At 69.6% G+C, this 1,073-nt stretch carries 1 protein-coding gene and 1 pseudogene; both read right to left on the bottom strand.

Annotated features, from left to right (window positions below; all coding sequences use genetic code 11):
• Positions 1 to 212: ATP-binding protein (locus tag AB5S17_RS23395; RefSeq protein ID WP_369243578.1), on the bottom strand; the 212-nt coding region annotated here is incomplete at its 3' end.
• A gap of 10 nt (positions 213 to 222) precedes the next feature.
• Positions 223 to 1,073, bottom strand: a pseudogene (locus tag AB5S17_RS23390) (IS21 family transposase); the annotation flags it as partial.

Raw genomic sequence — 1,073 nt, 5'->3', positions numbered from 1 at the left:
ATGACGGCCTGATGGCGCAGCTTGGCGTATCGCAGCCGCGCCGCCAAGCGCTTGTCGCGGCGGTGGGTGATCTCGCGGTCGATCAGAAGGGCGAGCCATTCGGGATGGCTCAGCCGCCCGGCCTGGCTGGAGGCCTCGATCTCGGCGAAGGCCTGGGCCATGCCGGTCAGGCCGAGCTGGTTCAACTGCTCGAGGGTGGGATGGGACAGCACGTTCGTTCTCCTATTGATAGTAGCGGGGACCGCGGATGTTGCCGTGCAGGATCGGGGCGGCGTCGGCGGTCGGCGTCTCCCTCTTCCCGGCCTGGTCGAGGCGCTTGTCGAGGATCGAGCGGACCGACCCGTAGGTCAGCGTGCCGATCGCGATGGCCCGTTCGGCGGCAGCCTCGAGGCGGGCGGCGCCGAACGGCTTGACCAGCCGCAGGATGCCGAGACAGGCGCGAAAGCCCTGCTCGGGATGGGGCCGGCGTTCGAGGATGAGATCGCACAGGATCGCAGTGGCGCGTCCGACCGCGGCCGCCTCCGTGCGGATCCGCTCGATGGTCCAGTCGCCGTAGCGGCGATGGCTGGAGGGCATGTGGTCGCGCACCGTGGTGTGGCCGCCGTTGCCGCTCGAGCGCAGATGGGCGGCGATGCGTTCGCCCCTGGCGAAGATCTCGACGGTGCGGGCGGTGATCCTGGCCTCGACCTCGCGGCGGGCGAAGCGATACGGCACGCTGTAGAAGTGCCGGTCGATCTCGACATGGTAGTCGATGCCGACACGGCGCATGCGCCATTCGGCGAAGACGTAGGGTTCGACCGGCAGGGGTTTCAGCCTGGGGCGGTCGAGTTCCTCCAGAAGCTGGCGGCGGGTGCGGCCGAGCCGGCGGATGACGCGCCCCTCGTTCAGGCGCGTCATCAGGTCGGCGATCGCAGCGTTCAGTTCGCCGAGACCGTAGAAGCGGCGGTTGCGCAGGCGGCCGATGAGCCAGCGCTCGACGATGAGGACACAGCCCTCGACCTTGGCCTTGTCGCGGGGCTTGCGGGGCCGAGCCGGCAGCACCGAGGTGTCGTAATGGGCGGCCATCGCCGCGT

Origin of the sequence: Jiella sp. M17.18 (genome assembly GCF_041027365.1) — a bacterium.
Lineage (GTDB): Bacteria > Pseudomonadota > Alphaproteobacteria > Rhizobiales > Rhizobiaceae > VKMB-3413.
Note: the sequence above shows the minus strand (reverse complement) of the source record. Positions and strands in the feature narration are given on the sequence as shown.